This window comes from Vreelandella boliviensis LC1, from assembly GCF_000236035.1.
Taxonomy (GTDB): Bacteria; Pseudomonadota; Gammaproteobacteria; order Pseudomonadales; family Halomonadaceae; genus Vreelandella; species Vreelandella boliviensis.
This window is the reverse complement of the sequence record NZ_JH393259.1, coordinates 484622-507278: the sequence shown is the minus strand read 5'-3', so window position 1 is coordinate 507278 and position 22657 is coordinate 484622. Positions and strand designations below refer to the sequence as shown.

The window sequence follows — 22657 nt, the reverse complement described above, 5'->3', positions numbered from 1 at the left end:
AAACGCCCAGGAAGACCTGGGCGTTTGTAGTACGGTAATGCTTGGACGTTAGTCGTTTACAGCGGCGATAGCTTTGGCCAAGTAGGGCAGGTTCTCGTGGGAGAAGCCCGCTACGTTGGCGCGCCCCGAGCGCACCATGTAGATGCCAAACTCATCGCGCAGACGATCTACCTGTTCCGGCGTTAAGCCAGTGTAGGAGAACATGCCGCGCTGCTCGGCTACGCAGGCGTACTTTTCGTCCAGTCCATAGGGCTTCAACGCTTCGACGAAGTCGCGACGCAGGGTGTTAATGCGATCGCGCATTTCGGTGAGTTCTTCACGCCATAGCGCTGTTAGCTCTGGGTCGTGGAGAATCTCGCTGACGATAGCGCCGCCATGAGCAGGCGGGTTTGAGTAGTTTTCACGTGCCACGATCGCGACCTGCGAGCGGATGTTATCCATCTGTTCGCTGTCTTTTGCCACCATGATCAAGCAGCCGGTACGCTCACAATAAATACCGAAGTTCTTCGAGCAGGAACTGGTGATAATCGCTTCGTCGAGGTTCTCCGCCAGCAGGCGAACGCCGTAAGCATCTTCATCCAAACCTTCGCCAAAGCCCTGATAGGCAAAGTCGATCAGCGGTAGTAGCTTGCGCTCACGGACAATCTCTAGCACTTCTTGCCACTGGTCGTGGGAAAGATCGAACCCGGTAGGGTTGTGGCAGCAGGCGTGAAGTACCACTACATCGCCTTCTGGAATGCTTTTTAGCGCTGCGCGCATACCGTCAAAATCGAGACGGTTATCGGGATCAACGTAAGGATACTTGTGCAGCTCAATACCTGCCGCGGTAAAAATACCGTGGTGGTTGGGCCATGTGGGGTCGCTTACCCAAATCCCTTTGCCCGGCAGCTGGGAGGAAATAAAGTCAGCTGCTAAGCGCAAAGCACCGGTGCCGCCAGGCGACTGCGTCGCACTGGCACGGTTGGCTTTTAGTACCGGTGACTCAGTGCCTAGTACCATGGGAAGCACTACTTCGCCATAGCTAGGCGCGCCGTGAGAACCGATATAGGTTTTCGTCGTTTCATTCTTGAGCAGGCGAGCTTCTGCTTCCTTAACGGCGCGCATTACCGGCGTGTTGCCTTGGGTATCGCGGTAAACACCAACACCTAAATCCACCTTTTGCGGATTGGTATCCTTTTTGAAGGCTTCGATCAGCCCGAGAATGGCGTCTCCTGGGACTCGCTCAATATGCTCAAACATTTAGTCGGCTACCTCGTCGGTTCTGGCGGCAAGAATGAAGTCATTAACATGCAGGCCTTTGATAGCGTGAGACCACCACGTGATGGTGGCTTTGCCCCACTCAGTCACGATAACGGGGTGATGGCCCGCCGGCTCTGCAATATCGCCAACGCGTTGGGTAAATGCCAATGCGCCGGCAAAGTCACGGAATTTAAAACTTCGCGACAGCTTCATGATGCCATCGTGCTCGACAATCTGCCACTGGCTGAGGCTTTTTAGCCGCTCTTGGGCTTCATTTTTGCTTAACGGCTGAGCATTTTTGCTGCACGGTTCGCAAATAGCGTCGGCTAGCGTGGTCATCGTTTGGCCCCTGTATTTGGTTATCCCTTTTAGCGTAGATGGCAAACGCAGTCGCGACCAACGTCTTTGGCACTATACAGCGCTTGGTCGGCGCGCTCGATCAAACTGGTGAGGGGTTCACCACAGCGATACTCGGCAACCCCAATGCTCAACGTCACCTGGCCCGGACCCATGCCAAAGTCGCATACACTGATGGCTTGGCGTAAGCGGTCGGCAAGTGCATGGCATGGCTGCAGCGGCGTGAGCGGCAGCACGACCATAAACTCTTCTCCTCCCAGCCGGGCAATCATGTCTTCACAACGCAGTAGCGACTGGGCGTGAGTTGCCAGCTGTTTAAGTACGTCATCGCCATGCAGATGGCCCCAACGGTCGTTAAGGCGTTTAAAGTGATCGATATCGATCATCATGATGGAGAGCGGTGTGCCATGACGGGTACTCAACGATGCAACATGGGTTAAGTGCATCATCAGTTTGCGCCGATTGGGCAGTTGAGTCAGGGGGTCTGTATCGCATAGCTTGCGAAGCCGCTGTTCTTCGCCGACCTGATGGCTAATATCCATCATTATGCCGTTCCACTGAACACCATCGACGACGGGCTTGGGCTTGGCGCTCACCGCAATCCAGTGAGGTTTGTCTTTAGGAAACGGTAGTCGAAAGCGTGTCGTGAGAGGCAGCATCCAGCGGGCCGAGCGTTCGATCGCCGACATTATCCTGGGGTGGTCGTTGCCGGTCAGTTGCTCAACCAGCTGGCCAGCATTTTGCGCGAGCAGGTCGCAGTCAATATGTTTAAGAGCCGCGCCGCCGCCCTCTAAATAGGGGAACCGCATATGGCCATTGCGAGCGCGGTGGAACTGAAAGATAACGCCTGGTATGTGGGCAACAAGGTGGTCTGCACTGACTCGCTCGGGTGCGTCTATATCATTCACGGGCATGCGTGAATCTCCAAACATATGCCAATTTAAATTCGATCGTGAAGATTAGACCTAAATATGTAATCAGGATGTAAGCCATTGCAGACAAAATGGCTATTATCTATATTTTTTTAGAATATATATGTTCTATTTTTATATATATTCGATTGTATTCTAAGCAACAGACAAGGCGTTATTGGCATTTAGTGGTAAAATTAATTACTTTTTGGCATATCAAAAACTTTTTTTATTCCTGGGGTGGTTTCTTGGAAGCAGCACGAAAGCAAACGTCTCAGCCATATGGCTTGGTAAGCCTAGTGGGCGCCGGCCCAGGCGATCCAGAGTTATTAACGCTAAAAGCTTATAAGCGCCTGCAGTCAGCTGAAGTGGTGCTGTATGACCGTTTGGTTAGCGATGAAATTGTCGCCTTTATACCGCCACAGGCGCAGCGTTTCTATGTTGGTAAAGCACGCTCACTGCATAGCGTTCCTCAAGAAGGTATTAATCAAGCGCTTGTAAAGTGGGCTCAGCAAGGTAAACGCGTCGTGCGCTTGAAAGGCGGGGACCCGTTTATTTTTGGCCGTGGCGGAGAAGAGCTCGAGGCGCTGGTGGCGGCACAAGTGAGTGTGGAAGTGATTCCAGGGGTGACGGCGGCATCAGGCTGTGCGGCATATGCAGGCATTCCTTTAACCCATCGCGATCATGCCCAGTCGGTGCGTTTTGTCACTGGGCATTTACAGCAAGGCGAGTGTGAGCTTGATTGGGATGCGTTAGCGCGGCCCGGGCAAACCTTGGTGTTCTATATGGGGTTAGGCAGCGTTAATGTGATCAGCCAGGCGCTGGTTGAGCACGGCTTAGCGCCAGAAACGCCGCTGGCGCTAATTGAACAGGGGACAACCCGACAGCAACTTACCCACGTAGGTACTTTGTCTACGCTGCCAGATGCTTTCTTGGCGGGCCACATTAAACCGCCTACGCTACTAATAGTGGGTAGCGTGGTGTCACTGCATACCACGTTGGATTGGTTTGATGCACTAAGTGGAGAGGCTTCTGGCTTTCATGAGGGAAAGCATCCACCTTCAGACTAAAATAATAAACATATTTGTCTGACTGGTAACACTGCGGCAACATTTATACACGATTTTGCAAGCAGACTGGCTAGATACAGTGAGCTGTGTATGCTTAAGGGGAGATCATCCACGGTTAGCGCGTTATCCACGTACTTGATCATCGCGCAGCTGATTATCGTTAGCTTGGACAAACGTTAGCTTAGACCATAGAGGAACGCATAATGTCGGAAGCAAACCACTCGGATCCCCAGTCGCCTGCCAACAAGCCAGAGCCGGCTAAAAAGTCGGACATGAAAACCCTCTTCCAAGATAACCGGGTAAAAGCAATTGCTGGTATCGCAGCCATTGCGGTTATCTGGGCGATTATGGCGCAGTCTAATGCAGGCTCCCGCCAGGATCGCGTCGAAAGCTTAGAAGAGCAGCTCGCCAGCGCTGAGCAAGAAAATAACCGAATGAGCCAGCGCATCAGAGAAATCGAGGAAGCTGAAACCAATTTAGCTGCGCTGCGGGAGGACATGGCATCCCTGGAAGCACAGCAGGAAGAGGCTCGTTCGTCCCTTGAAAGCGCTCAAGGCAATGTCGGCGATGTTCAATCGCGTTTAGAAGCGCTTGAGACCGAGCGAGATGCGCTGGAAGAAGAAATTGCCTCTGTTAACGAGCAGGTAGCAACCGCTGAGAGCGAGATGACTGAACTGCGCGAAGAGCGTGATGAAATCATTAGCACCCGAGATGAGGCGGAAAGTGCCCTCCAGCAAGTAGAAGAAGCGCGTTCTAGCGCTGAAGAAGCCCGCCAGGAGGCTGAGGCAGCCCGCCAGGAAGCTGAGCAGCAGCGTCAGCAAGCGGTTGAAGAGCTGGGCAGCACCAAAGAGGAGCTGACTACGCTAGAAGATCAGATCAACCAGTCAAATGAACAGCTAAGCGGCTTAGAAGAGGAAATCTCGACTTCCCAAAGCGAGCTTGATGAGCTAAAAAATGAGCGTGACTCACTCACCAGCGAACGAGATGAACTGAAAAGCGATGTGGAGTCACTGACGGTGCTACGCGAAGAGGAAGAACAAAGCTTGAGTCAGGTGCGTAGTGAGCTGGATGACGTTATGGTCGCCCTGGACATGGGCCGTGAAGAAGTGGCAAGCGTTGAGAGTGATATCGAACAGCGTGAGAGCCAGCTAGAGCGTTTAGAGAGCCAGTTAAGTGAATGGCGCGAGGAGCTGTCGACGTTAGACAGTCGCTTGGCAGATGCGGAAGAGTCAGCTGGCGAGGCTGTATCATCTTCACAGGACAACTCGTCTGAAGAAGGTTCGTCAGGTGGGCCCTCTGCTAGTGAGAGCGCCAACGACAGCGATGGTAGCAGTGAAGAATCGCAGCAAAACGCTGGTTAATAAAAGGCTAGATGTTAACGCTGTAATGGATGTTCCGTGTTAACAGAGTAAGAGCGGATGCTGGGGAACCGGCATCCGCTCTCTTGTTGTTGGTTTATGATTTAGGCTGCGAGGCGTATCATTCACTCAACGTTAATTCAGTTATTAAGAGCCTAAGACGAGGAGTGCCATTGAATGGATGGGGTTAAGCATATTATTGCAGTGGCATCGGGCAAGGGAGGCGTGGGAAAATCCACCGTCACCGTGAATTTGGCATTAGCGCTGGCAGCTCAGGGCTATCGTGTGGGTGTCCTAGATGCGGATATCTATGGACCCAGCCAGGCGCAAATGCTCGGTGTTAAAGAGGGCGTGCGCCCTCAAGCGGCTAGCAACGACAAATTTCTACCGCTCCAGGCCCATGGTATTCAGGCCATGTCGATGGCGTTCATGGTCAATACTCGCGAGCCGATGGTTTGGCGTGGGCCGATGGTGGTGGGCGCGTTCCAGCAGATGCTGACGCAAACTCAATGGGATAATCTCGATTTTCTGTTGATAGACATGCCCCCTGGCACCGGTGATATCCAGCTGACCCTGGCCCAGAAAGTGCCAGTGGCGGGTGCGGTGATTGTAACCACCCCGCAGGACATTGCCCTTTTAGATGCACGTAAAGGGATCGAAATGTTCCGTAAGGTTAACGTTCCGGTGCTTGGCGTGGTTGAAAATATGAGCCTCTACCACTGCGAAAATTGCGGTCATGAAGCGGCTATTTTTGGCACCGGCGGTGGCGATAGCATCGCTCAAGAGTACGATACCCAAGTGCTTGGACGACTACCACTGACGCTCTCCATCCGGGAACTGACTGATTCGGGGCGCCCAAGCGTAGTGTCTGAACCTGAGGGGGCAGTGAGTCAAACCTTTGTGGCTATTGCCAAAAAAGTTGCTGAAGCGGTTAGCGCGAATCAAAGCGACGGCCCAACTATTTCCTTTAGTGAGTGATAACGACATAAATGAGTATCAAATCTGATAATTGGATTCGTCGTATGGCCAAAAGCGACGCGATGATCGAACCGTTTGAAGCCGAGCAAGTGCGCTATGTGAACGAACAGCGAGTGATTTCATACGGCACATCGAGCTATGGCTATGACGTGCGCTGCTCAGATGAATTCAAAGTCTTCACCAATATTCATTCAGCGATTGTTGATCCCAAAGCGTTTGATGCTAAAAGCTTCGTCGATATTAAAGGCGACGTATGCATTATTCCGCCAAACTCTTTCGCGCTGGCGCGTACGGTAGAGTACTTCCGTATTCCCCGTAACGTGCTCACTATTTGCTTGGGTAAATCCACCTACGCGCGCTGTGGCATTATTGTCAACGTGACGCCGCTTGAGCCTGAGTGGGAAGGTCACGTTACTCTGGAATTCTCTAATACCACCAATCTGCCGGCGAAAATCTATGCTCATGAAGGCGTTGCGCAGATGCTTTTCCTAGAGTCCGATGAAGTGTGCGAAACCTCGTATAAAGACCGGGGCGGGAAGTATATGGGACAGCGTGGGGTGACCTTGCCGCGTACCTAATTATCGAAATGCTTTGCTACAAAAAAGCGCCTTACGGCAAAAAACTGTAAGGCGCTTTTTAATGCTTATTGTGACGATACCATTCTAGCCCTGCGACTCTTCGTCGAGCTCCTCATCAAGCTCTTCTGCAGCGTCGGCGTGGGAAAGACGCATTCCGTGTTCCGGCAGAAGATGACCGTCCATTTTGGCGCCTTCGGCACTAAACTGCAGCCTGCCTTCCAAAAACCACTGCACCGCAATCGGGTAGATTAGGTGCTCCCGGGAGCGAACCTTCTCTTGCAGTGTTTCAGCTGTGTCGTCATCGCTGACCATCAGCTCCGCTTGCAGTACGACCGGGCCACCGTCTAGCTCTTCGGTGACGAAGTGAACGCTACAGCCGTGGCTGGCAACACCGTCTGCGAGAGCGCGGGCGTGAGTGTTGAGCCCTTGGTAGTCCGGCAGCAACGAAGGGTGGATATTCAGCATCCGACCCAGGAAGCGCTGGACAAAGCGAGGCGTTAAAATGCGCATAAAGCCCGCCAGCACAATCAGATCCGGCTCGTGGCGCTCAATGACTTTGATTAAGGCGCCGTCATAAGCTTCGCGGCTATCGTATTCCCGGTGGGGTAGAGCAACCGCGTCAATGCCTGCTTGATGGGCGCGCTTCAAACCATAGGCGTCAGCAATATTGGAAATGACCGCGACAATCTCTCCGCCGCCTAATCGGTCGTGAGACTGAGCATCAATCAGCGCCTGCAGATTGCTACCACTGCCTGAGATAAGCACCACTATGCGGCGTGCACCGAGGGGTTCTGGCGTTACGTCTTTAATGGTATCGCTCTGGTAGTCCGTGTTGGTCATGCCGAGAGGTTCTCCAGAATAACGGCGTCCCCTTGGCGCTCAACGATCTGGCCGAGGTGGTAAACTGATTCGCCCTCGGCTTCTAGATGAGCCATCGCCTGCTCTGCTTGATGTTGCGGCACCACAACGACCATGCCAATACCGCAATTAAGCACGCGGTGCATTTCGGTTTCATTAACGTTGCCGTTGGCCTGCAGCCAATCAAACACGGCTGGGCGCTTCCAGCTAGCAATATCAATATGCGCAGCGAGATTGTCGGGCAGTACGCGAGGAATGTTTTCAAGCAAACCGCCGCCGGTGATGTGCGATAACGCGTGTACGGCAATATTGCTGCCGCGCATTAAGGAGAGCAGTGATTTAACATAGATGCGCGTGGGCGCCATGAGCGCATCGCCAAGGGTTTTACCGTCGATGTCGGTCTCTAACGAAGCGTCGCTGACCTCGAGGATTTTACGAATCAGCGAGTAGCCGTTGGAGTGTGGCCCGGATGAAGCAAGTCCCAATATGACGTCGCCTTCGGCCACTTTGTTGCCATCTAAAATATCTGCTTTTTCAACCACGCCCACGCAAAAGCCCGCTAAATCGTAGTCGCTGCCTTCATACATGCCCGGCATTTCGGCGGTTTCGCCGCCTACCAGGGCGCAGCCAGCCAGTTCGCAACCAGCGCCAATGCCGGTGACAACGTCAGCAGCAATATCCACATCGAGCTTACCCGTGGCATAGTAGTCTAGGAATAACAGCGGTTCGGCACCGGCCACAATGAGATCGTTGACACACATAGCGACCAAGTCAATACCAATGGTGTCGTGTTTGCCAAGATCCATCGCCAGGCGCAGCTTGGTGCCGACGCCATCGGTACCAGAGACTAGCACGGGCTGCCGATAGCCCGCTGGGATCTCGCAGAGCGCGCCAAAACCGCCAAGTCCGCCCATTACCTCTGGGCGAGTAGTGCGCTTGGCAACGTGTTTAATGCGGTCAACTAAGGCGTTACCGGCATCAATATCGACGCCTGCGTCCTTATAGCTGAGTGAAGGAGTAGCCGAAGAAGTGGAGGTCTCGGTCATGACGGATCCTGTGAAGCAAATAGCGGTGCTGGTAGTGCTGGCGACATGGCCAGTGCTGGACGATAACTGGAGCGGATTGTAACACTCAGCGGCGCAGGCCGCACCGCTGTCACACATTATGAAAAGCTTACAAGCGGCTTTCACTCATATGCGGCATAGTAGCGATGAGCAGCGATAGTAGCGATAAATGAAAATAGCTACGATAAGTGAAATGGTCGGGTTAAATCACGTTTGAGAGGGAACTATGCGGAATTCTTGGTGGGGTGTTCTATTTTTGGTGGTGATAGGCGGTTTAATCTATTTGTTAGATGCGGTTTTGATGCCTTTTATTGCCGGGATGATTCTCGCTTACTTAGCTGATCCGCTGGCTAACCGTTTTCAACGCTGGGGCATGAATCGGCCATTCGCGGTGGGTAGCGTGTTTTTAGTGCTGCTGGTCGTGCTTGTGGTGAGTATGTTGATTTTAATACCGCTTCTTGTTCAACAGCTTAAACAGCTGGGCGAGGCTATTCCAGGTATCTTCAATTGGGTAGAAAATACTCTCGCTCCCCAGGTGCAAGAGTGGACCGGTTATGACTTAACTGCGGAGTTAACCAATGCGCGTGAGACACTGGCCGAAAACTGGCGCGATGCAGGCGGCTATTTAGCCCAGGCGCTAGGACAAATTGGCCGTTCCGGTATGGCCTTTGCATCATGGATCACCTATGTGGCGTTGATTCCTGTGGTTACCTTCTATCTACTCTTGGATTGGAACCGCCTACTGACCAGTATTGCCAATCTCGTGCCGCGCCAGTGGGCAAACGATACCTTCCGGTTGGCGCGTCGTTGCGATGAAGTGCTGTCATCGTTTTTACGTGGTCAACTGCTGGTGATGCTCTGTTTAGGGATTATTTATGCGGTGGGCTTAACGCTGATGGGGCTTAATTTTGGTCTGTTGATCGGCTTTGTATCCGGATTAGTAAGCATTGTGCCGTTCTTGGGCTTTATTGTCGGCCTGGTGATTGCCCTTGTCGTCGCGCTGTTCCAGTACGCCACATGGTGGGCGGTGCTAGGCGTTATCCTGGTATTTAGTATTGGCCAAATGGCCGAGAGCGTTGTTCTGCAGCCTAAATTATTGGGCGATAAGATTGGCCTACACCCGGTCGCGGTTATATTCGCCGTGCTGGCGGGTGGTAATCTGTTTGGCTTAACAGGGGTGTTGTTGGCACTGCCCGTTGCTGCGGTGATTCTAGTGCTGCTAAAAGAAGTTAAAGTTCGCTATCAGCATAGCGAACTGTACGATGAAAATAATACCGACAAACATACGCCAATCATTGAGACCAGTTCTTCACACCACGACGAGCTGGGCCACCATGATGGACGGGAGTCACCATGAGCCGAGCACCGGCACAGCTTCCCTTGGGAATTGGACTGCGTGACGACGCGACCTTTGATAATTACTATGTGGCGCGTGCAAATACGCCGCTGGTAGATAAACTTGCCCAGCAGCTGGCCCCGGAGGGTGAGCAGTTTCTTTATCTGTGGGGAGCGCCAGGAGTGGGGCGTAGCCATCTACTTCAGGCGGCTTGTCATGCGGCATCTGATGCAGATAAACGCGCGCTTTACTTACCGCTGGATGAATTGGGCCATTTTCCGCCGTTAATGCTGGAAGACATCGAGCGTTTGGATCTTGTTGCCATTGATGACTTGGAGTGCGTAATTGGCCGCAAGCGCTGGGAGGAAGCGCTGTTTCACGCCTTTAACCGGCTAAGAGATGCTGGGAAAAAATTAGTGATTGCCGCCAGCGCCTCCCCGCGACAGCTAAACGTGGTGCTGCCCGATTTGGCTTCGCGTCTGACCTGGGGAGTGACTTTTCACGTGCGCACTTTAGAGGATGACGATGAGCGGTTGGCAGCTCTAAAGCTGCGTGCCAGCGTGAGAGGTATGCAACTTCCCGATGACGTTGGGCGCTATATTTTGCATCGTGGCCCTCGCGAGTTAGGCGAACTTTGCCGTGCGGTGGAAACCCTGGATAAAGCATCACTATCAGCCAAGCGTAAATTGACCATACCGTTTGTAAAATCCGCCCTCGGCTGGTGAAGCGCCGGGTAAAAACATGCTAAAGATAATCACTAAAACGCCCCAGAAGGCTAGAGCCAGCAGGGGCGTTTTACACGATTTGTTTACCAGCTTATTGTTTCAATAAGCGATTAAGCGGTTTTGCTTAACTTGCTAGCTGCGGTTTGCGCCTGCTTAACGTTGTCTTCGGTAATTTTCTGGCTTTTCTGGATAAAGTCCTGCTGTAGAGATACGACTTTATCGGTATCGCCTTTAACACGCTCAGCCAGCTCTTTAGCAACTTTTTGCTGACCTTCCATGTAGCTACGCAGGCCGTCTGCGTCTTTCACATCCATCACTTGACGCATTTGAGCAATGCCAGTGTCGACATAGGCTTTGCTAGCGTCCATCTGAGCGTTAATCATTTTTTCGCTGTAATCGATGCTCAACGCCATGTAAGCGCGTACAGGCGCCATAAACATGTTGTCAAACTGCTGAGTCATTTCGTTAGTATTTAATGTACGCATCGTCATACCCTCCAGGGGTTAGTCTTGCCAAAAGCAGCTATCCAGAGGTTGGCGCTGCCTATTGAGTGGTTAGCTTTTTAAGCTATCTTGCGTTGCAGCATAGCAAGTGTTTTTGTGCAGTGCAACATTTGGCTTTTGGCATTTACTCAGCGGGTGGTGGGGCAAGCTTGCCTGGATGGCCGAACCCGCTAGCTTGAAGGGAATCGAGGTGGTTTCGCACTAGTGAACAAAAGCGTGAGCGAACGAAAACGTGGTGATACGCTCAGATAGCCAGCACTATGAATCTGACTGATGGGAGAAAGAGCAATGGCAACACGGATGGAACGCGATAGCATGGGCGAGCTGGAAGTGCCTTCCAAGGCCCTGTATGGCGCGCAGACCCAGCGAGCGATCAATAACTTTCCTGTCTCTCATTCGCCCATGCCCCCAGCCTTTATTCACGCCGTCGCGCGCATCAAGCTCGCGGCAGCTCGGGCGAATCAAACCCTGGGAGGGCTGGATAGCGCCCGCGGCGAGTCAATTCAAAAAGCCGCCCGGGAAGTGTTAACCGGTAAACACGACGAGCATTTTCCCATCGACGTATTCCAAACCGGTTCAGGTACCTCTACCAATATGAACGTCAACGAAGTGTTGGCGACATTGGCAAGCCGTGAGGGCCTCGAAGTCACCCCGAATGACCACGTCAATATGGGGCAGTCCAGCAATGATGTGATCCCCACGGCGATTCATCTATCAGCTGCCATCGCAGTACACGAATCGCTACGCCCAGCCCTGGTTCACCTGCGCGATACCATCGACCAGCGTGCCGGTGAGCTTAGCCATGTGGTGAAAACCGGCCGTACTCACCTGATGGACGCCATGCCGCTACGCATGGATCAAGAGCTGGGCGCCTGGTCGAGCCAATTAAGTCAGGCCATTGAGCGCTTTGATAGCGCCATGAAGAGGCTGTGTCGATTAGCCCAGGGCGGAACCGCCGTGGGTACTGGCATTAACGCACCGATCGGTTTTGCTGAACAGATAGCGCAAGAGCTGAGCGAACAGACGGGGTTGATGTTCACCCCAAATGACAGCTTCTTTGCTAGCCTCTCTTCCCAGGATGCGGCGGTGGAGCTTTCTGGGCAATTGAAAGGTTTAGCCTGTGTGATTATGAAAATTGCCAATGACCTGCGCTGGATGAATTCAGGGCCGTTGGCTGGACTAGGGGAAATTGAGCTTGAGGCATTACAGCCCGGTAGCTCGATTATGCCAGGGAAGGTTAATCCTGTTATTCCTGAGTCAGCCGCTCAGGCTGCCGCACAAGTCATCGGTCTGGATGCCGCGATCACCATTGCAGGGCAGAGCGGCAATTTCCAGTTAAACGTTATGTTGCCGCTGGTGGCTTTCAATTTGCTTACCTCAATTAGCTTAATGAGTAATACCGCCCGGCTGCTGGCTGACCGTGCGATTGCCACCTTTAAGGTTCGTGAAGATAATTTAAAAGGCCCGCTGGCGAGGAATCCCATTTTGGTGACGGCGTTAAATGGCGCTATTGGCTACAACGCCGCCGCGGCTATTGCCAAAGAGGCATACCAAGCGGGGCGGCCAATTATTGATGTGGCTGAGGAGAAGACTGATCTCGACAGGGAGACGCTAGAGCGGCTGCTGGACCCGGCCGCGTTAACTCGGGGAGGCATCCCCGAGTAACACGAATTAAATCAGCTAACTACAAGTGACCGGCGTTTAGGTTTCTTGCCGTTCGGTTTTGCCTTCCTGAATTGTTTCGTTTGCTTCGCTGCGCTCCTCTGTATTCGCTTCGGGCGTTTCATGCTCATCTTGGCGCGAGGGGCGATAGCAAAAGGTTGCCAGTATCGGGAAGTGGTCGGAACCGAAGTAGTGAAGCCGCTGCATGCCGACTAAGGTAAAGTGCTCGGTGACAAAGATATGATCGAGAGGCCAGCGTAGCACTGGGTATTTAGCGTGAAAAGTGCTAAATAACCCGCGTCCCCGGCGTGGGTCGAGCATGCCGCCAACACGGCAAAAAAGCCGTGTGGTGCGCGACCAGGCCACATCGTTCAGATCCCCAGCGACCAGCGTCGCTTGGGGATCTTCATGAATCTTTTTACCCACCAACAGCAGCTCAGCATCCCGCCACAGGGATTTTTCACTCTCGCTGGGCGCCGGTGGCCGGGGGTGCAGCGCGTAGAAGCGAATACTCTCGCCGCTGGCTAGCGTTACTCGGGTATGAATGGACGGAATGTCGTCTTGAATCAGCCACTCAACGGAGGTGTCGGTGAGTTTCAGATGCGAGTAGAGGTGCATACCGTAGAGGTTGTCGAGCGGAATTTTAACGCTGTGCGGCCACTGCTCGGCGAGCGCTGGATCCAGCTGATCCTGCCACCACTGGTCTGACTCCAGGGTTAGTACAATGTCTGGTTGATGCTGACTGATCATATCGATCAGCGCTTGCGCCTGGCGATTAGGGGTCAGCACATTGGCGATCAGCAGCGTGATCTTTTTATCGGCATCGTTACTCTCTGCCGTTTTAACCTGCACAGGCCACAGCGGCGTCCAGGGCAGAATATAGTAGACTTGCACCAGTAAAGTGATGCCCGAGGCGAGTAGAGCTGTCCATAACCAGGGGCCGGGCTCAATGAAGATAACGGCTAATAACCAGGTGATTAAGGCTAGAAAGGCGATCTGCAGGCGTGGAAATTCAAAGCTGCGAATCCACCACCAGTGTAAATGTATGCGTGCAACCAGCGTCGCCAATAACAGCACGATAGCGATGCTTCCTAGCAAAATACCCAGCATGGTTTATCTCCCTATAGATAACGCCCAGCACATTAAAGCGATAAGCCTAGCGCTAGAAGGTTACAGGTGTCGAATGAACATATATTTGTAATGGGGTTAACGCTTGGGAGAAGGGTGTTGAAAAAGAAAAGAGCTTGCAATTCAGTGATGAGGGCGTAAGATATGCATCCGTTGCAAGGCATGTGACTTTTGAATAGTCCAATAGAACCATAGCTCAGTTGGTTAGAGCGCCACGTTGACATCGTGGAGGTCGGCGGTTCAAATCCGCCTGGTTCTACCAGTTAATGTCAGCATCTCTTTTCAGGACCATAGCTCAGTTGGTTAGAGCGCCACGTTGACATCGTGGAGGTCGGCGGTTCAAATCCGCCTGGTCCTACCAGTTTTTATCAGAAACGCCTCAGGCAGTGATGCTTGGGGCGTTTTTGCGTGGGTGTTATGTAGCGGACACAATCAGGTCGGGCAGGTCGGTCTGGTGCATAAACGTTGCTACCAGGGCTTCAATGCCTGCTTGGTCTTGTTGGCTGAAGCGTGCATGTAGTGGGCTATCCAGGTCGAGTACACCCCACAGTTGGCCTTCCACCACGATGGGAACCACCAGCTCGGAGCGAGAGTTGGCATCGCAGGCAATATGGTCGGCGACTGCATTCACGTCGTCCACTCGCTGGGTGGTCTGCAGGCGGGCAGCCGTGCCGCATACGCCTTTGCTAAAGGGAATCGGGTGACAGGCGGGCTGCCCCTGAAAGGGCCCTAGGGCTAAAACCTCGGGCTGGCGCTGAAGATAAAAGCCTGCCCAGTTCAAGTCGCTAAGCTGCTGATGAATAAAGGCACAGGTTTGCGCACTGTTGGTGAGCCAGTCGCGTGTATCGAGCAGCGCTTCAAGCTGGCGATTGAGAAGTGGGTAGTCAACACTGTTTTGCATGTGGGCTCCTATGCTACTAACGCAACAGGCCGACACTTTTTCATATGGCTGCATATGAGTGTCGGCCTGGATGTTATCTATTGGCTGCTAAATCGGGGTGTTACTCGATCCAGCCAGGAACTGCTGCGCCTTTAAACAGCTCTTCGGCTTTTTCAATCACTTCATCGCGCTGATAGGCGTCGACCAACTGACGAATCTCTTCGCGCTCTTCGTCACCGCCGCGAACCGCGATCAGGTTGACGTAAGGGGACTCGGGGCCCTCTTTGATCAAGGCATCATCCAGACTTAAACCAGCCGGCTGCGCGAAGGTGTTGTTGATGAAGGCCATGTCGACATCGGGCAGTACGCGGGGTAGTTGGGCGGCTTCGATTTCGCGGAAACGGAAGTCGCGGGGGTTTTCAGCGATATCGATAGGCGTTGATTCGAGAAATTCCGGATCGTTAAGGGTGATCAGGCCTTCGTTGTGCATCAAAATCAGCGCGCGACCTTCATTGGAGGGGTCGTTGGGCAGCGCGATTTGTGCGCCGTCAGGCAGGTCATCGATGCTGTCGTATTTTTCGGAGTAAGCGCCAATTGGGTAAACGAAGGTGTAGCCAGCGATAGCCAGGTCATAGCCACGGTCGTCGACCATCGACTGTAAGTAGGGCTCATGCTGGTAGGCATTGGCGTCTAGGCTGCCGTCGGCCAGGGCGGCATTCGGGGTAACGTAATCTGTGAACTCGATGATTTCCACATCAAGGTCGTACTCTTCTTTGGCAATGCGCGCAGCCACTTCCATCACTTCGGTTTCGGGTCCAGCAACGGTACCCATTTTGATACTGCGCGTTTCAGCATTGGCGACGTTAACCGCGAGCGCCAGGGCGGTAAGGCTACCAATAATTAATTTTTGCATAAAATCTCTCCAGTGACGTTGTGCTTAATAATGCAATGATGCGGTAATAAAAAACCGCTGTCTAATGCATTTTGGTTATAACGAATGATTGTTGTACGCAATGTCACTTGCGGTCACTTTTGCGTACCAAGTAGTCGCCCAGGCTCTGAAAGCCCTGCACCATGATGACCAGGATCACCACCGTAATAAGCATGATGGTAGGGTTGAAACGGTTATAGCCGTAGCGAATGCCTAAATCGCCGAGGCCGCCGCCGCCCACTGCGCCTGCCATGGCGGAGTAGCTGACCAGCGTCACAACGGTAATGGTTAAGCCTGTCATGATCCCACCGCGAGCTTCTGGAATTAGCACTTTGCGAATAATTTGCCAAGGCGTTGCCCCCATGGCTTGGGCGGCTTCAATTAACCCCGGCGAGATTTCATTAAGTGCCGCCTCGACCAATCGAGCGACAAACGGGATAGCGGCAATCGTCAGTGGTACCGACGCGGCATTAATACCAATCGAGGTGCCCACCAGCATGCGCGTAAAAGGAATGATCGCCACCATCAAAATAATAAACGGAATAGAGCGGCCGACGTTGGTAATAATGCTCAACACCTGGTTGAGAACCGGCTTGGCCAATATTTGCCGCGGACGGGTAACATAAAGCATCACCCCAAGAGGGAGGCCGACGAGGGTAGAGATCAGTCCTGAAACGGCCACCATATAAAGGGTATCCAGCGTGGCCTGTAAAATTAAATCAATCATTGCGCTGGACATGGCCGAGTACCTCTACTTGCAGTTGATGAGATTCGAGATAGTGCATGGCTTGCTGGGTTTGCGTCGGGGTGCCCAGCAGTTCCGCGATCATCAGGCCCAGGGTGCGTTCCTGAATCGACTCTACTTTAGCTTGTAAGATGCTGACATCGACCTCGCACTCCCGGGCAAGGCGCGAAATCAGCGGCGTTGAGACCGCATCGCCCGAGAAGGTTAGGCGTACCACCGGGTGAGTATGTTCACTGGGGGCATCAAGGAGCCTTTCGATTAGCTCTTTGGGGGGTGTTAGCTGTAGGAAATCGTTGAGAAACTCACGACCCAACTGGGTGCGCGGGGCGGTAAAGAAGTCGCCGACTTCCGAGTCCTCCACCAGTTCGCCGTCTGAAATCAGGCTCACCCGGTGGCAAATCGATTTAACTACTTCCATCTCGTGGGTGATCAACAGGATGGTAATGCCCAGTTGATGGTTAATATCGCGCAGCAGCTCCAGTATTGAGCTGGTGGTTTGTGGGTCTAGCGCAGAGGTAGCCTCATCGCAGAGTAGTACCTGTGGTTTGCTGGCTAACGCTCGGGCGATCGCGACCCGCTGCTTCTGGCCACCGGAAAGCTGGGCAGGGTACTGATTGGCTTTATCTGCCAGGCCGACCATCTCCAGTAGCGGAATAACGCGATCGCGAACGGTGTGGCGCTTTTGCCCCATTAGCTCCAGAGGCAGGGCAACGTTGTCGAACACCGTGCGTGTGGTTAGCAAATTGAAGTGTTGAAAAATCATGCCAATACGGTGGCGCGCTCGATTGAGTGCTGCGTTACTCAGGCGCGTCATTTCTTGACCATCTACTGTCACGCTGCCGCTAGTGGGGCGCTCTAACAAGTTAACGCAGCGAATGAGTGTCGATTTGCCCGCGCCGGACAGGCCAATAACGCCGTGAATCGTGCCCTTGGGCACATTGAGAGAGGCGTCTTTAAGTGCATGGATGGCGTGTGCACCGTTGCCCTTGTTATTACTGAAATAGGTTTTACTAACGTTGCTAAGTTCAATCATAGCGTTTGCCTTACCGGTAGGCCGAAAACAGTGTGCGGGAGTGCGCGACCCACGCGGTTAAAAAGCTCGGAGCGAGCAGAGCGGCTAAGCTCTCGGGTCACTAAAAATAGGGCGGCTAAGGATAGGGCGGGGAATAAAAAAGCCACCCTAGTGGGTGGCCATCAACGCTGGACACACCCTTTTAGCTGCACTTCACTAGGTCAACAACCAATTCTAAGTCAGTGACCAAGTGGACGCCCGCAATCTGGGTACAAATCGGCGTCATTACATTTGCGGCAAAATTTTAGAGTTTGGTAGCTATCTTGTCAATTTTAGCCCTCTGGTTTTATGTTTAAAGCCTGTGAATTAGCATTATTTTCTATCGTTGATGAATATTTAAGTTTTTAGTTCTGCATGGGCGATTTAAGAAACGGGTGGCGTAGAATAGGTAGTCCAAGAAACCATCAATACAGAGGGCACAAATATGAGGCACCAGTAGTAAGCTTGTGCCAATTATTCAGCATTTTGACTGCTCAGTTCTTACTGTTCAGTCTTTACTACTCAATTTTTACGACACGGTTTTTTTAATACATTAGGAGAGAAGAACCTTATGTTTACAGGCATTGTGCAAGGGGTGGCCAGAGTAGTGGCGGTACGTGAGCTGGATGATTTTCGCGTACATGTGGTGGAATTGCCGCCCTCGATGCGCGAGGGGCTTGAGATTGGAGCATCGGTTGCTCACAACGGTGTTTGCTTAACGGTAACAGCGATAGAGGGCGATAACGTTAGTTTTGATTTGATGCGTGAAACGCTGCGATTGACTAATCTTGGTGCAGTCGCCCCTGGGCAATGCGTCAATATAGAGCGCGCTGCGCGTTTTGGTGATGAAATTGGTGGCCACTCCATGTCGGGCCACATCATTTCCATGGCAGAAGTGGTAGCCATCGAAGAGGCGCCGAACAACCGTCGGTTGTGGTTTTCAATACCGGAAAGGCTGGGCCGGTTTGTGTTTGAAAAGGGCTATATCGGGGTGGACGGTATCAGCCTGACCATTGGTGATGTACGTCATACAGAGAGCAGTGGTGTGGAGTTCAGTGTCAATTTAATTCCGGAGACGCTGTCGCGCACTACGCTTCAGGATCGAGCGCCCGGTGATCAGGTCAACATCGAAATTGACCCGCAGACACAAGTGATCGTTGAAACCGTGGAGCGCGTGCTTTCTCAAAAAACGGGGTTCGGTAATAGCCGCTGCAGCGTCAATAATTAGCTTTAACGGCTACTGGGTTGACCGATCGGTTAGATCATGGCCTAAAGATTGCTTGGCATTAGGCGGCGGGGCTATTTCCGCCAACACTGGTCGCCACGCTGAGGCGCTCGCATCACGGCGAGCGTTTCGGTAGTATGTGCGGCTTTTCTCAGCACCAGAACGCATACTCATGCGGCGTTAGCGCTAAGGATAAGAAGATTCATGAAACTTCTGGATAACTATTTCAAGCTCTCCGAGCACAAAACCAATGTGAAGACAGAAGTTATCGCCGGGATTACCACCTTCCTGACGATGGCCTACATCATCTTTGTTAACCCGAGCATCCTGTCTGAAGCGGGGATGGACTACGGCGCGGTGTTCGTCGCGACTTGCTTGGCGGCAGCGATTGGTTGTTTCGTCATGGGAATGTGGGCCAACTACCCAATTGCCCAGGCGCCAGGCATGGGCTTGAACGCCTTCTTCACCTACGGCGTGGTGTTGGGGATGGGCTATACCTGGGAGGCGGCGTTGGGGGCGGTCTTCTTCTCTGGTTTAACGTTCTTCTTGTTAAGTATTTTTAAAATTCGTGAGTGGATCATTAATGCCATTCCAATGACGTTACGGCTGGGGATTGCTGCTGGTATTGGTCTTTTCCTGGCGATGATTGCGCTTAAGAATGCTGGTATTGTGGTCGCCAACCCCGCTACCTTTGTTTCATTGGGTGACCTTTCCCAACCGCCGGCTATTTATGCGCTGCTAGGCTTTTTTGTGATAACCGCTCTGGCGTACCTTAAAGTTACCGGCGCAGTAATGATTGGCATCTTAGGTGTGACTGTAGCGGCGATGGTGCTTGGCCATAATGAGTATGGTGGTCTGATGTCGATGCCGCCCTCCATTGCGCCTACCTTTATGGCGATGGATTTGATGGGCGCGCTGGATGTGGCGATGCTCAGCGTGATCTTTGCTTTCCTGTTTGTTGATCTATTTGATACATCAGGCACGCTGGTCGGTGTTGCCCATCGTGGCAAGCTGCTGGACAAAGATGGCAAGTTACCGCGCATTGGTCGCGCCATGATGGCCGACAGCACCGCGTCAATGGCGGGTGCCGCCTTGGGTACTTCCACTACGACGAGCTACATTGAATCTACTGCGGGTATTGCATCGGGGGGCCGCACCGGCTTAACGGCGGTAGTCGTGGGTGTTTTGTTCCTGATCAGCTTGTTCTTCGCGCCATTGGCGGGTTCGATTCCGGCCTACGCTACCGCGGGTGCGCTCCTGTATGTGGCTGTACTGATGGCGGGCAGTTTGGCCCACGCTAATTGGGAAGACCCCACCGATGCAGCGCCTGTGTTGATTGCTGCCCTAGCAATGCCGCTGACATTCTCGATTGCCGAAGGGATCGCGCTAGGCTTTATTAGCTACGTGGCGATCAAGGCGCTTTCGGGCCGCTTTGCCGACCTGAACCCAGCGGTGATTATTTTGTCACTGCTGTTTGCGGCAAGATATCTTTTCTTGGTTTGATTAAATACTACCCTTTTTATTACTCAATGAGAGACGCGATGAGCATCTACGGCGACTACATTAAGTCCGTTATTCGCACGGTTCCCGATTGGCCTGAAAAGGGCGTGAATTTTCGCGATATTACCCCCTTGTTGCAAAATAGCGCTGCCTTTCGCAAGCTGATCGATAGCTTCGTACACCGCTATCAAGAGATGAACCTGGATGCCATCGCGGCCATTGATGCGCGGGGGTTTATTATTGGTGCGCCGCTTGCCTATGAGTTGGGCTGTAGCTTTGTGCCAGTGCGTAAGAAGGGTAAGCTACCCTTCAAGACGATTAGCGAGACTTACACGCTTGAGTACGGTCATTCTGAAGTGGAGCTGCACTCCGATGCGTTCCAGAAAGATGACCGTATCCTGCTAATGGATGACTTGATCGCCACCGGTGGCACCATGCTGGCAGCGGCCAATCTGATTCAGCGCAGCGGTGGCCAGGTGGTTGAAACGGCCACCATTATCGATCTGCCTGAGCTGGGTGGTTCACAAAAAATTCGCGATGCCGGTTACAGCGTATTCGCCGTTTGTTCTTTCACCGAAGACGAGTAACTCCCCATGAGCAGCGATCGTTATCACCAACATTTCACTGTCTCCTGGGATCAGTTGCACCGTGATGTGCGCACCCTGTGTCATCAGATGATTGAGCGTGATTTTAAAGGCATTGTCGCGATTACCCGCGGCGGTTTAATTCCCGCCGCGCTGATTGCTCGGGAGCTTAATATCCGCCTGATCGATACCGTGTGTATTAAAAGCTATGACCATATGGATCAAGGCGGCCTGGATATTATGAAGGGCGTCGATCATGACGGTGAAGGCTGGTTGCTGGTCGATGACTTGGTGGATACCGGCAAAACAGCGCGGGCAGTACGCAAAATGTTGCCTAAAGCTCACTTTGTGACTATCTACGCCAAGCCGGACGGTCGCCCCCTGGTGGATCAATACCTGACGGAAGTTTCCCAACAATGCTGGATTCAATTCCCCTGGGATATGGGCGTTGCGTACGTTGAGCCGCTTGTCGATCAAATGAAGAGGTAATGATGGCCAATCCACTTCCCGGCGATTGGAGTCAGTGGCTGGGTAATGAGTTTCAGGCTGACTATATGCTGGCGCTAAAAGCCTTTTTGGCGCAGCAGAAAGCGGCCAAGAAAATTATCTACCCACACTCCACACAATGGTTTCGCGCCTTTGAGCTGACGCCGTTGAGCGAAGTGAAGGTGGTTATTTTAGGCCAAGATCCCTATCACGGCCCTAATCAGGCTCATGGCTTATGTTTTTCCGTGCAGCCCGGTGTTCCTGTGCCGCCATCGTTGGTCAATATCTACAAAGAGTTGGCCACCGATGTCGGTTTCACCCCTGTGCGCCACGGCCATCTGGAAGCATGGGCCAAGCAGGGCGTGCTGTTGTTAAACACCTCGCTTACCGTTGAGCAGGGCAATGCGGCCTCGCATCGCGGTAAAGGGTGGGAGCCGTTCACCGACCGCGCCATTGAAACTGTTAGCCAGCACGCGCCGCCGTGTGTATTTCTGTTATGGGGAAGTCATGCGCGCCAGAAGAAGGCGTTAATCGACCAGGGGCGCCACTTAATACTTGAAGCCCCGCATCCTTCACCGCTCTCTGCGCACCGGGGCTTTTTCGGTACTCGGCATTTTTCCCAAGCCAATCAGTTTCTGCAGGCCCAGGGTCGAGCCCCCATTGAGTGGCAATTGCCGGAAACCCCTTAACCTCGTAAGTGGTTGCGGGTAGAATACGCGCAATTTTGTGCCTAGCTGATGCAACCCTGGTTGCCATTCTGAATCCCCCTGCAGTGAGGAAGTCCCATGAGTGTTTACGCCATTAACCATCCGCTTGTTCAACATAAGCTGGGACTGATGCGCGAAGCTGACTTGAGCACTAAAAGCTTTCGTGAACTGGCAGGTGAAGTCGCCAAGCTGTTGACCTATGAAGCAACCAAAGGTCTGGAGCTGGAAGATCATGAAATCCAGGGATGGAACGGCGAGCCGATTGCCACCCGTCGGCTAAAAGGTAAGAAAGTCACCGTTGTACCGATTCTGCGTGCTGGGCTCGGCATGCTGGAAGGCGTAACGGATCTGATTCCCAGTGCACGGGTAAGCGTTGTCGGTCTATACCGCGATGAAGAGACGCTGCAGCCGGTGCCTTATTTTGCCAAGTTTGCCAACGATATCGAAGAGCGCATGGCCATCGTGATTGACCCCATGCTGGCGACGGGTGGATCGATGGTGGCGACACTGGACATGCTGCGTGAACGCGGCTGTGAAAGTATGAAGGTGATCGTGCTCGTCGCCGCCCCTGAAGGCATCAAACGGGTACAAGATGCCTACCCTGATATTGAAATTTACACCGCCTCAATCGATGACCGGCTGGACGAAAATGGCTATATCGTCCCTGGGCTGGGTGATGCTGGCGACAAGATTTTCGGAACTCGCTAAGCGTCTTTAAATATATTGCCCCTTACGCCCAGCGTCAGGGGCATTTTTTTGCACTCCTGCTATCGAATAATTA

The 22657-nt window shown here is 52.8% G+C and carries 24 protein-coding genes and 2 tRNA genes; 15 read left to right on the top strand and 11 right to left on the bottom strand.

Annotated features, from left to right (window positions below; translation table 11 throughout):
* Positions 1-48 precede the first annotated feature (48 nt).
* From KUC_RS16805 to KUC_RS16795, 3 genes are read right to left on the bottom strand one after another with little or no spacing between them, the layout of a single operon-like run.
* Positions 49-1239: an amino acid aminotransferase gene (locus KUC_RS16805; RefSeq protein WP_007114434.1), complete on the bottom strand. Its 1191-nt coding sequence runs from the start codon at positions 1237-1239 to the stop codon at positions 49-51.
* Positions 1240-1578 (bottom strand): 4a-hydroxytetrahydrobiopterin dehydratase, encoded by a 339-nt coding sequence (locus KUC_RS16800; protein ID WP_007114433.1) that lies wholly within the window; start codon positions 1576-1578, stop codon positions 1240-1242.
* Between the two features lie 29 nt (positions 1579-1607).
* On the bottom strand, positions 1608-2510 hold the full coding sequence (locus tag KUC_RS16795) for a GGDEF domain-containing protein (protein ID WP_040481329.1): 903 nt from the start codon (positions 2508-2510) through the stop codon (positions 1608-1610).
* Positions 2511-2755: 245 nt separating this feature from the next.
* On the opposite strand from KUC_RS16795, the gene cobA reads away from it, so the two are divergent.
* The 4 genes from cobA to dcd all read left to right on the top strand — a co-directional run bounded on the left by cobA (position 2756) and on the right by dcd (position 6491).
* Positions 2756-3577: a uroporphyrinogen-III C-methyltransferase gene (gene cobA, locus KUC_RS16790; protein WP_050804881.1), complete on the top strand. Its 822-nt coding sequence runs from the start codon at positions 2756-2758 to the stop codon at positions 3575-3577.
* Between the two features lie 203 nt (positions 3578-3780).
* Positions 3781-4938 carry a coiled-coil domain-containing protein gene (locus KUC_RS16785; RefSeq protein WP_040481327.1) on the top strand — a complete coding sequence of 386 codons (1158 nt, stop codon included), beginning with the start codon at positions 3781-3783 and terminating at the stop codon, positions 4936-4938.
* Positions 4939-5112: 174 nt separating this feature from the next.
* A complete protein-coding gene (gene apbC / locus KUC_RS16780; RefSeq protein WP_007114429.1) occupies positions 5113-5913 on the top strand; it encodes an iron-sulfur cluster carrier protein ApbC in 801 nt (266 codons plus the stop codon).
* An 11-nt stretch (positions 5914-5924) separates the two neighbouring features.
* The gene (gene dcd, locus KUC_RS16775) at positions 5925-6491 is read left to right on the top strand and encodes a dCTP deaminase (RefSeq protein ID WP_040481325.1); all 567 of its coding nucleotides are present in this window, start codon (positions 5925-5927) and stop codon (positions 6489-6491) included.
* Between the two features lie 84 nt (positions 6492-6575).
* Here the strand turns inward: dcd and purN are convergent, their stop codons facing one another.
* Together purN and purM are read right to left on the bottom strand one after the other, a co-directional pair.
* Positions 6576-7331, bottom strand: a complete 756-nt coding sequence (gene purN, locus KUC_RS16770) for a phosphoribosylglycinamide formyltransferase (protein WP_007114427.1) — start codon at positions 7329-7331, stop codon at positions 6576-6578.
* Entirely contained in the window at positions 7328-8395 is a 1068-nt protein-coding gene (purM, locus tag KUC_RS16765; RefSeq protein ID WP_007114426.1) for a phosphoribosylformylglycinamidine cyclo-ligase, read from the bottom strand. The genes purN and purM overlap by 4 nt, the downstream gene beginning before the upstream one ends.
* A 244-nt stretch (positions 8396-8639) precedes the next feature.
* On the opposite strand from purM, the gene KUC_RS16760 reads away from it, so the two are divergent.
* Complete coding sequence (locus KUC_RS16760) at positions 8640-9770, top strand: AI-2E family transporter (protein WP_040481323.1); 1131 nt, start codon at positions 8640-8642, stop codon at positions 9768-9770.
* On the top strand, positions 9767-10474 hold the full coding sequence (gene hda / locus KUC_RS16755; RefSeq protein WP_007114424.1) for a DnaA regulatory inactivator Hda: 708 nt from the start codon (positions 9767-9769) through the stop codon (positions 10472-10474). Before KUC_RS16760 ends, hda begins: the two co-directional genes overlap by 4 nt.
* Positions 10475-10584: 110 nt before the next feature.
* Here hda and KUC_RS16750 read toward each other — a convergent pair whose 3' ends face one another.
* On the bottom strand, positions 10585-10959 hold the full coding sequence (locus KUC_RS16750) for a phasin family protein (RefSeq protein ID WP_040481321.1): 375 nt from the start codon (positions 10957-10959) through the stop codon (positions 10585-10587).
* 306 nt (positions 10960-11265) lie between these two features.
* Between KUC_RS16750 and KUC_RS16745 the strand changes: the two genes are divergently transcribed.
* On the top strand, positions 11266-12642 hold the full coding sequence (locus KUC_RS16745; protein WP_040481318.1) for a class II fumarate hydratase: 1377 nt from the start codon (positions 11266-11268) through the stop codon (positions 12640-12642).
* Positions 12643-12678: 36 nt separating this feature from the next.
* Here the strand turns inward: KUC_RS16745 and KUC_RS16740 are convergent, their stop codons facing one another.
* Positions 12679-13749, bottom strand: a complete 1071-nt coding sequence (locus KUC_RS16740) for an endonuclease/exonuclease/phosphatase family protein (protein WP_007114421.1) — start codon at positions 13747-13749, stop codon at positions 12679-12681.
* A gap of 203 nt (positions 13750-13952) precedes the next feature.
* Between KUC_RS16740 and KUC_RS16735 the strand changes: the two genes are divergently transcribed.
* Positions 13953-14029 (top strand) — tRNA-Val (locus KUC_RS16735).
* A gap of 22 nt (positions 14030-14051) precedes the next feature.
* Positions 14052-14128, top strand: a tRNA-Val gene (locus KUC_RS16730).
* A 54-nt stretch (positions 14129-14182) separates the two neighbouring features.
* Here the strand turns inward: KUC_RS16730 and msrC are convergent.
* From msrC to KUC_RS16710, 4 genes are all read right to left on the bottom strand, one after another.
* On the bottom strand, positions 14183-14668 hold the full coding sequence (gene msrC, locus KUC_RS16725) for a free L-methionine (R)-S-oxide reductase MsrC (RefSeq protein WP_007114420.1): 486 nt from the start codon (positions 14666-14668) through the stop codon (positions 14183-14185).
* Positions 14669-14768: 100 nt separating this feature from the next.
* Positions 14769-15560, bottom strand: coding sequence for a MetQ/NlpA family ABC transporter substrate-binding protein (locus KUC_RS16720; RefSeq protein WP_007114419.1), 792 nt, complete (start codon positions 15558-15560; stop codon positions 14769-14771).
* Between the two features lie 103 nt (positions 15561-15663).
* Positions 15664-16317 carry a methionine ABC transporter permease gene (locus KUC_RS16715; protein ID WP_007114418.1) on the bottom strand — a complete coding sequence of 218 codons (654 nt, stop codon included), beginning with the start codon at positions 16315-16317 and terminating at the stop codon, positions 15664-15666.
* Entirely contained in the window at positions 16298-17356 is a 1059-nt protein-coding gene (locus KUC_RS16710) for a methionine ABC transporter ATP-binding protein (protein ID WP_007114417.1), read from the bottom strand. Before KUC_RS16710 ends, KUC_RS16715 begins: the two co-directional genes overlap by 20 nt.
* A gap of 589 nt (positions 17357-17945) precedes the next feature.
* Between KUC_RS16710 and KUC_RS16705 the strand changes: the two genes are divergently transcribed.
* The 6 genes from KUC_RS16705 to upp all read left to right on the top strand — a co-directional run bounded on the left by KUC_RS16705 (position 17946) and on the right by upp (position 22584).
* On the top strand, positions 17946-18602 hold the full coding sequence (locus KUC_RS16705) for a riboflavin synthase (RefSeq protein WP_007114416.1): 657 nt from the start codon (positions 17946-17948) through the stop codon (positions 18600-18602).
* A gap of 201 nt (positions 18603-18803) precedes the next feature.
* The gene (locus KUC_RS16700; protein WP_007114415.1) at positions 18804-20102 is read left to right on the top strand and encodes an NCS2 family permease; all 1299 of its coding nucleotides are present in this window, start codon (positions 18804-18806) and stop codon (positions 20100-20102) included.
* A 38-nt stretch (positions 20103-20140) separates the two neighbouring features.
* Positions 20141-20686 carry an adenine phosphoribosyltransferase gene (locus KUC_RS16695; RefSeq protein ID WP_007114414.1) on the top strand — a complete coding sequence of 182 codons (546 nt, stop codon included), beginning with the start codon at positions 20141-20143 and terminating at the stop codon, positions 20684-20686.
* Between the two features lie 6 nt (positions 20687-20692).
* On the top strand, positions 20693-21172 hold the full coding sequence (gene gpt, locus KUC_RS16690) for a xanthine phosphoribosyltransferase (RefSeq protein WP_007114413.1): 480 nt from the start codon (positions 20693-20695) through the stop codon (positions 21170-21172).
* Between the two features lie 2 nt (positions 21173-21174).
* Positions 21175-21858 carry a uracil-DNA glycosylase gene (gene ung, locus KUC_RS16685; RefSeq protein WP_176459045.1) on the top strand — a complete coding sequence of 228 codons (684 nt, stop codon included), beginning with the start codon at positions 21175-21177 and terminating at the stop codon, positions 21856-21858.
* A gap of 96 nt (positions 21859-21954) precedes the next feature.
* On the top strand, positions 21955-22584 hold the full coding sequence (gene upp / locus KUC_RS16680) for a uracil phosphoribosyltransferase (protein WP_007114411.1): 630 nt from the start codon (positions 21955-21957) through the stop codon (positions 22582-22584).
* The last annotated feature ends 73 nt before the right edge of the window (positions 22585-22657 follow it).